This window comes from Nonlabens xylanidelens, from assembly GCF_002934445.1.
Lineage (GTDB): Bacteria > Bacteroidota > Bacteroidia > Flavobacteriales > Flavobacteriaceae > Nonlabens > Nonlabens xylanidelens.
Map to the genome: position 1 here is coordinate 1 of NZ_PTJE01000013.1, position 6,987 is coordinate 6,987.

The window sequence follows — 6,987 nt, forward strand, 5'->3', positions numbered from 1 at the left end:
TTAAAAAATTAAAGACTAAAAGTTATTGTTTTGAGATCGTAGGAATAGATGAGTACAAGAACCTAAAAAAGCAGATAGATAAATCTCTAGAGAACTGTTTGACACAAATACAACTCGCCGTATCGCCACCAAGTCGCCAGTGATCAATGGCGAGGTTAAAACAATGTTTTCTAGTCAGTTATAAGCAAGTCGCCACAATATCCAAAAAACACCCACAGAATGAAAAGTTTATCCCTAAACAACCACAGTTATAAAGTAATTGTTCAAGATTTTAGGCAATGGTTGGACATTATAGGCTATGCAGAAACCACCGTTTACAATCTTCCCAACCATCTCAAAGAGTTTTTTCATTATCTGGAGCAAAATAAGATTAATAGCATCAATGAGATAAACACACAAATCGTTACAGACTATTACAAACAGCTCAAAGAAAGACGCAATCAAAGACGAGGCGGCGCATTATCAAAAGGACAGCTCAATAAACATCAGCAAGCCCTTTTTAAGTTTAGAGAATACCTAAAAGAACATCATCACAGCGGTATCAATATCCATTTAAAAAGAGAATCTAAAAACGAAAAAGACGCTTTAAATGTACTTACTCAAAACGAAATCAAAGAGCTTTTTAAAGCCACGGATTACAGCCATCAAGCCGAAAGAATCAGACAAAGAGATAAAGCCATTTTAGTATGCGCCTACAGTTGCGGACTCAGAAGAAACGAACTCGTACACCTGAATATAAAAGATGTGTTTTTTGATAAACAACGTCTTTTTGTAAGCCAAGGTAAAAACTATAAAGAACGTTTTGTGCCACTTAACAATCACAGTTTAAAAATCCTTGAAGAATACATTTACGACTGGCGTACCGAGTTCTACAAATACAAAGAAACCGAATCTTTGTCTATCAATTATCGAGGTCAAAGATTACAGGGAATGAGCTTTGCAAATAGACTTAAAGCGATCATAAAAGCAACTGGAAATACCGATTTAGAATATAGAAATATCACATTGCACAGTTTGCGCCACAGCATCGCAACACACTTTTTAGAACAAGGCGCAGCGATGGAACAGATCAGCATTTTTTTAGGTCACGCATCATTAGAATCCACTCAAATTTATACACATTTTTTAGAACTAACAGGAAATGAACAAGTACAAAACCTACTTAGAAAGCAAAGCCTACAGCAACAAAAGTATCCCAACATACCTACGAAGCGCAGGTCGTTTTGACGCCTGGTGTAATAACTTTGGAACTTCATCAAACACCATCGATTACAAGACTTTTTTAAAATATATCGAGCATATAAAAAGCGCAGGAACCATAAAGCCAGCAACAGTAAAGAACTACGTAACCAATCTAAAAACCTACTTTGATTATCTCGTAAATAAGAATCAAAGAATCGATAATCCTATCATCAATTTACACATTAAAGGCGTTAAAAAAAGTATCGTCAGAAATCTATTGGAACCTGAAGAACTCGAAGATCTGTATTACAGTTATGATGTTGATATTGTAAATATGCTTTCGCGAAAAAGAAATAAAATCATGTTGGGTTTATTAGTTTATCAAGGCATAACCACCAGCGAGCTGCAACGATTAAAAGTAGAAGATGTACAGCTCTATAAAGGCAAAATCAATATTCTAGGAACTAAAAAAACAGGAAGCAGAGAACTAGAATTAAAACCGTGGCAACTCATGGAACTCATGCAATACATCAATGAAATACGTCCAGAATTATTAAACCAATCTACTTGCATTGAGCGTAGTCGAAATGAAGAAACTGATTTACTTTTTTTCAATAAAGGAAAGAGTACCAGTCTATCAAATCCATTATATGCATTAACCAAAGAGCTTAAAAAGATCAACAATACTTTTATCAATATGCAGCAGATTAGAAACTCTGTTATCGTTGATTGGTTATCAAAAAACAATCTTAGAAAAGTTCAATACATGGCAGGACACAAATACATCAGTTCTACAGAAAAATACCAACAGGACGATTTAGAAAGCTTGCATGAAACTGTAAATATGTTCCATCCTTTTAGTTAGGAAATCTCATTTACCTATATTTTGCAGGATCTTGATGCGTATTAAAAACACTTCTAATTTCCACAACTTTATTCGTTTCATCAAGTGTATAGAAAATGATAAAGGGAAATTTTTTAAGCGGTAAACCTCTCATGTTTTTATAACGCACTTTAAAGAATGGATTTAGTTCTAAAGCTTTGTATGAAGCTTCTATCTCTTTATCAAAGTCTTCAAGTGTTTTTAAAGAGACATCAGCATAATATTGGTAAGCCTCTGCTAAATCTAGATCGGCAAGAGGAGAAATCGTAAGTTTAAATCCCATATTGATGTCTCAGCTTATTTAAAGAACTTCTTGCGTCTACAAAATCAACTGTTTTTTCTTCTAGACGTTTATCAAGAAGTTGTTGAAGATCATTGTTCTCATTAATAAGCGTATCAATAGAATCTTCTTTACCGTTTTTAATTGATTGTAGCGCACTTATTATTGCTTCGTCTTTTAAATTGACAAGCCAGTTAATAAGATCGAGTTTTGCTGTGTGAACATCCATAAAACAAATATACTCAAAAAAGCCACTGCTCGCCAGCCGCACATGCTTTGGATGTCTGCCAACGCTCACGCAGCACATTATTTTTTAAAGTTGTTTAGTTGATTATAGAATAAGGAAACCATAAAAAGTAAAGAGCTGCTCCAGCCGCACACGCCATCCAAAAGCCCCAAGCTATGTTTACATAATAGAAGTTATGTTCGCAAACGACACTTTGAAAGGAACGCTATCGCTGTGATAACGTATTTTGGATACATAACAACTACTATGTAAAATAGCCGCTCGCCAGCCGCTTTAACATCTGAAACAAAACCAGCATCAGAAAGCCAGCCACTTCTGCCATCGCACTACGATCCTTTATATTTATGCTCAATCGCCACATAAAAGGCTAGCATTATCCATAAAGCGGAAGCCCAGCCGCTACACCAAACGCTCTTCCGCCTTATGAATAATGTTTAACAAAAGTGAAAATATAATATATAATTTTATGTTTTTGCAAGTCTGATCAAGAACTTGTAATTTCGTTGAAAGCTTCAGCTCGAAAGAGTTGGGGCTTTTTTTGTTGGCGGTTTTTTAGGTCCGAAAACCTAAGTCGCCCCTAATTAACGTCGAAATCCTTTATTATTAAAAACACGAGATATGATTTTTACTACACTAATACTTTGCTTGACTTTTTTACTGGTTCTGGTGGCTTACTGGATAATGCCAGAAAAGAAAATGAAATCGGTAAATAAGGAACTAAAATCCTTATTAAGCATATTGCCGATAAGTCAAATTATAGAATCCTTCAGAAAAGGTAAGCCAACCTGATGGACGTTTTAAAAAGGTGCGAAAGAGTGGCTGGCGATGCGTTGACTTTCGTAGGTTTTTAAATCGTTAGCCCAAATGGCGATTGAAAGCCGCGCATGAGTTAAAGGGACACAAGGATTTTCAGTCCTTTGTTCATAGGTAAGAGCATTGGATTTTGAATCCAACGTGTCTAATAAATAGAATTGAAAGCACTAGATCCTAAGTCTAGCATCCCATTGGATTTTAAGTCCAACGTGTCCGAATCATGGACTTTTTTGAATACCCAAATATACATTTTTTGTTCCGATGCCGAGCGTCGGCCGAAGCGGCTATTTTACATAGCGTTATTATGGGGCTTTTTCTGCACCATAATGCCACGTTATGTAAACATAGCTTAGGGAGAACTACTGCCACGACCATTTTTTTGCAACGGTTTTTACAACTTCAATCAATAATCAGCTAAAAACGGTTGCATGGTCATAGTGGCTGTAGTTCTTCAGCGGCTGGCGAGCGTTGGCAGGAATCAATGAAAAGACTATATTTATACCGCTGTAAAAGGCATCCGTTCTTTAAAATAAAAAATGCTGGTTTGAGTGAAGGTATGCGCAAAAAAGTGTTCCGTTTTCTTTAAAAACGCATGACTTCCTTTCCCTACGGGATGCTCCTAAATAATAGACATGGAAGTGTGGATAGCGATTCCTACAGGTATGGATTTGGTGGTCAAGAAAAAGACAATGAGATATCTGGAGAGGCAAATTCTTATACTGCTGAATTTTGGCAATATGATCCGAGAATTGGGAGAAGATGGAATATTGACCCTATGACTCAAAAATATTCATGGCAATCACCTTATGCTGTTTTCAATAATAATCCTTTGTATTTTAATGACCCTAAAGGTCTAGAAGGAGATAATGGCAATAAGAAATTGAAAAAACATGAAGTTAGCCAGGGAGAAACTTTGACAGGTATTGCAGAAACGTATGGAACATCTGTAGTTTCATTGGCTAAGTGGAATAATATTAAAGATATTAATAAAATTTTTATTGGTGATAGCCTTATTGTTACTGATCCAACTAGACCTAAAGCTTACACGTCTTTCGAAAACTTTCTCGATATTAAAAACTCTTCAGGTTGGATTTTTGGTTCAGATGAAATAAGTGAAATGTCAGTAAGTAATGGAGCTGAATTAGCAGCAGCTTCGATAAGCAATCAAAATGTTGCTAATATAACAGGTTATTTGTTAGATAAAGTTAAAACATCCCCTACGATGATTAGTTATGAGTCAGAAATATTAAATCAGGTTAAATCCGATCCAAGATATGAAAAAGAAAATTATTATATTACAGGCAAAAGAGTTATTGAGTTTGGAGGTAAAAGAGGCTCTGGTGATGATTGGTTTTCAGGAAATCAAAATGATCCCGTCTTTAAGAAGGAAACTTGGGATACTGCTTTCAATCAATTAACTTGGGCTTTGAGACACGCAACTGTCAAATATTGGGCTGAAGTTGGAAAGGATGGGTTAATTACAATACAGTATAAGTTGTATGACACTTTAGATTTAAGTGGTAGTAAAGGTAGGTCGGGCACTTATAATAATGTTTCTAACGTGCTAGGATTCTTTTATCACGATGTGGCTAATGGAAATATAAATTTACAAACAAGAGGAGAATGGGAAGTGTCAAAATAACAGTTTATGTTTTACTTTTGTTTTCGTTTATTAAATGTGGAGAAAAAACAAAAGAGAAAATTGTTTCTCAAAAAGAAACTAAAATTAATATCTCTAGAGATAGTGATTTATATGTAATCCCATTATTAGATGATATCAGAGTAATTTCTACAAATGGTGTTGGGTCGGACTGGACCCTCGATCTTCCCTATGGGAATTTGATAAATAAAAAAACTATTGGAGTTGACTCATTAAGTGTATTTGACGAGTATATTTTAGTATATACAGAATCAACCTATCTGCCAGGAGAAATGACTGAAGCGTGGGTTCTAATCAACACTAAGAAAAAATCTGAGTTTATTTATAAAGATTTTGAATTACTGAAAAAGCAGTCTCTTGAAATAAGTAAACGAGAATATGAGATGAATGAAGTGAATGACATTTTTGTTAAAATTCAAAGTTCAAACAAATTGCCATGGTAGATTCTCGTTTGCGGCTTCTTTGTCATATCGTGCACTGGGTGCAAATCGCTAAAACCGCGATAAAAGCGTTCCAACATTAGAACAAGTCGCGTAGAGACTGGGATGTGCGTTATTACGTTTTTTAGTGAGGAAATAATTCTTTTGAGTTATACGCTTAGACTCTGTTTGATTTGATTTTGATAAACTGGTTTCGCTTCTACCATTATGGTAATAGTTTTATGAGGTAAAAACCGCAAGAACCGCGATAAAAGCGTTCCAAAGTTGGAACAAGTCGCATGATTAAAGGGATTGTAATCTGATCCTCATATTTTAATGTCTTGGTAAATTATACTGCTTATAATTTACCAAGACATTAAAATATGGAGATACTAATTTTCTGTTTTAGATATGCCTTTATTTTTTTTATATGAAATTGAATTAGTGAAAGTGCTTTTCTTGATTTAAGAGCGCTAGAATGACTTACATCCTAGGTTTGGTATACAAGCATTGAAATTTTGATTAGTCTTCACTCTAGCTACTTGAGCCTCTTTTATTTTTTGTTTATAGAGATATTTATCAATCATATCACCATTTACAATTTGCATTGGTGTTTTGCCATATAGTCGGCAAGGATATCGATGATGATTATAATAGTTCATAAAATCATCAAGACTCTTTAAATGCGATACTATATCCTCAGATAGTTTTCCTCCCATGAATTCAGATTTATAAATACTGTGCGTTATCTCGGACATAGAATTGGAAAACGGAAATTGACTAGTAGAAATACAAAATCTTGATCCAGAAACACAAAATATGCTCTTTAGATTAATAGATACCATGATTAGAGATACAAAGGCTAAAAAAGCTTATTCTAACTCTTAAAACCTTTAAAAAAAAGGAATAATCAACAACTCACATAAACACAAAAAAACCACCCATAAAAGGTGGTTTATTTGTTACTATATTATCTATAAATATTACTCACGCGTTGCAAACGCTATGCTTATTCACTCTCGTCACAGACGAGCGCGACGTGGAAAATCCATACGTGTTGTACAGACTTTATTGTTCTTATTATTTTACTCATGCCATGCTCGGTACCAGTTAAAAACTGGCACTAGCGGTTTGTATACTCGCGCCAGCAGGGGTAATACGTTGAGAACGTTTTTGCCTTTTGTGATTTTCTCGATGCTTAGTGTTACTCGCAGGCTTTCTAGTTTATTTAATTGTAGACCGCCTAAAATGTGTAATTCTAGTTGTTTTGTAATGAATGAGTAATTATTGGGGTTGGTGGTTTCGAGTTTCATAAATTATTATTTGACTAATAAAGCAATGATACAAAACTACATATATTTGTTTTATAAAGCAATTATATAAATTCAAAAACAATATGAAATTGATCAATAAAGCCTTTAAGCGTACTTTTATTGCGGTATTAGACAACAATATGGATGTAAGCAAGAATATAAAACGAATAAGAGAAGTAAAGAAACTATC

At 34.5% G+C, this 6,987-nt stretch carries 8 protein-coding genes; 4 read left to right on the top strand and 4 right to left on the bottom strand.

The window, feature by feature from the left end; all coding sequences use genetic code 11:
* The first annotated feature begins 219 nt into the window (after positions 1-219).
* Together LY01_RS14840 and LY01_RS14845 are read left to right on the top strand one after the other, a co-directional pair.
* The gene (locus LY01_RS14840; protein ID WP_104516792.1) at positions 220-1,227 is read left to right on the top strand and encodes a tyrosine-type recombinase/integrase; all 1,008 of its coding nucleotides are present in this window, start codon (positions 220-222) and stop codon (positions 1,225-1,227) included.
* Positions 1,142-2,047, top strand: a complete 906-nt coding sequence (locus tag LY01_RS14845; protein WP_104516793.1) for a tyrosine-type recombinase/integrase — start codon at positions 1,142-1,144, stop codon at positions 2,045-2,047. The genes LY01_RS14840 and LY01_RS14845 overlap by 86 nt, the downstream gene beginning before the upstream one ends.
* 10 nt (positions 2,048-2,057) lie before the next feature.
* Here LY01_RS14845 and LY01_RS14850 read toward each other — a convergent pair whose 3' ends face one another.
* Both LY01_RS14850 and LY01_RS14855 read right to left on the bottom strand, forming a co-directional pair.
* Positions 2,058-2,348 (bottom strand): type II toxin-antitoxin system RelE/ParE family toxin, encoded by a 291-nt coding sequence (locus tag LY01_RS14850; protein ID WP_104516794.1) that lies wholly within the window; start codon positions 2,346-2,348, stop codon positions 2,058-2,060.
* Positions 2,338-2,574 carry a hypothetical protein gene (locus LY01_RS14855; RefSeq protein WP_104516795.1) on the bottom strand — a complete coding sequence of 79 codons (237 nt, stop codon included), beginning with the start codon at positions 2,572-2,574 and terminating at the stop codon, positions 2,338-2,340. The genes LY01_RS14850 and LY01_RS14855 overlap by 11 nt, the downstream gene beginning before the upstream one ends.
* Before the next feature lie 1,444 nt (positions 2,575-4,018).
* On the opposite strand from LY01_RS14855, the gene LY01_RS14860 reads away from it, so the two are divergent.
* Together LY01_RS14860 and LY01_RS14865 are read left to right on the top strand one after the other, a co-directional pair.
* A complete protein-coding gene (locus tag LY01_RS14860; protein WP_211289307.1) occupies positions 4,019-5,047 on the top strand; it encodes a LysM peptidoglycan-binding domain-containing protein in 1,029 nt (342 codons plus the stop codon).
* Entirely contained in the window at positions 5,029-5,508 is a 480-nt protein-coding gene (locus tag LY01_RS14865) for a hypothetical protein (RefSeq protein WP_104516796.1), read from the top strand. The genes LY01_RS14860 and LY01_RS14865 overlap by 19 nt, the downstream gene beginning before the upstream one ends.
* A gap of 449 nt (positions 5,509-5,957) precedes the next feature.
* Here the strand turns inward: LY01_RS14865 and LY01_RS14870 are convergent, their stop codons facing one another.
* Together LY01_RS14870 and LY01_RS14875 are read right to left on the bottom strand one after the other, a co-directional pair.
* Positions 5,958-6,329, bottom strand: coding sequence for an IS3 family transposase (locus LY01_RS14870; protein ID WP_346222307.1), 372 nt, complete (start codon positions 6,327-6,329; stop codon positions 5,958-5,960).
* Positions 6,330-6,569: 240 nt separating this feature from the next.
* Entirely contained in the window at positions 6,570-6,797 is a 228-nt protein-coding gene (locus LY01_RS14875) for a hypothetical protein (RefSeq protein ID WP_104516798.1), read from the bottom strand.
* Positions 6,798-6,987: the final 190 nt, after the last annotated feature.

Bases quoted from the DNA above. Each gene is read 5' to 3' on its own strand.
- LY01_RS14840 (WP_104516792.1), top strand. From the start codon at position 220: ATGAAAAGTTTATCCCTAAACAACCACAGTTATAAAGTAATTGTTCAA.
- LY01_RS14845 (WP_104516793.1), top strand. From the start codon at position 1,142: ATGAACAAGTACAAAACCTACTTAGAAAGCAAAGCCTACAGCAACAAA.
- LY01_RS14850 (WP_104516794.1), bottom strand. From the start codon at position 2,348: ATGGGATTTAAACTTACGATTTCTCCTCTTGCCGATCTAGATTTAGCA.
- LY01_RS14855 (WP_104516795.1), bottom strand. From the start codon at position 2,574: ATGGATGTTCACACAGCAAAACTCGATCTTATTAACTGGCTTGTCAAT.
- LY01_RS14860 (WP_211289307.1), top strand. From the start codon at position 4,019: ATGCTCCTAAATAATAGACATGGAAGTGTGGATAGCGATTCCTACAGG.
- LY01_RS14865 (WP_104516796.1), top strand. From the start codon at position 5,029: ATGGGAAGTGTCAAAATAACAGTTTATGTTTTACTTTTGTTTTCGTTT.
- LY01_RS14870 (WP_346222307.1), bottom strand. From the start codon at position 6,329: ATGGTATCTATTAATCTAAAGAGCATATTTTGTGTTTCTGGATCAAGA.
- LY01_RS14875 (WP_104516798.1), bottom strand. From the start codon at position 6,797: ATGAAACTCGAAACCACCAACCCCAATAATTACTCATTCATTACAAAA.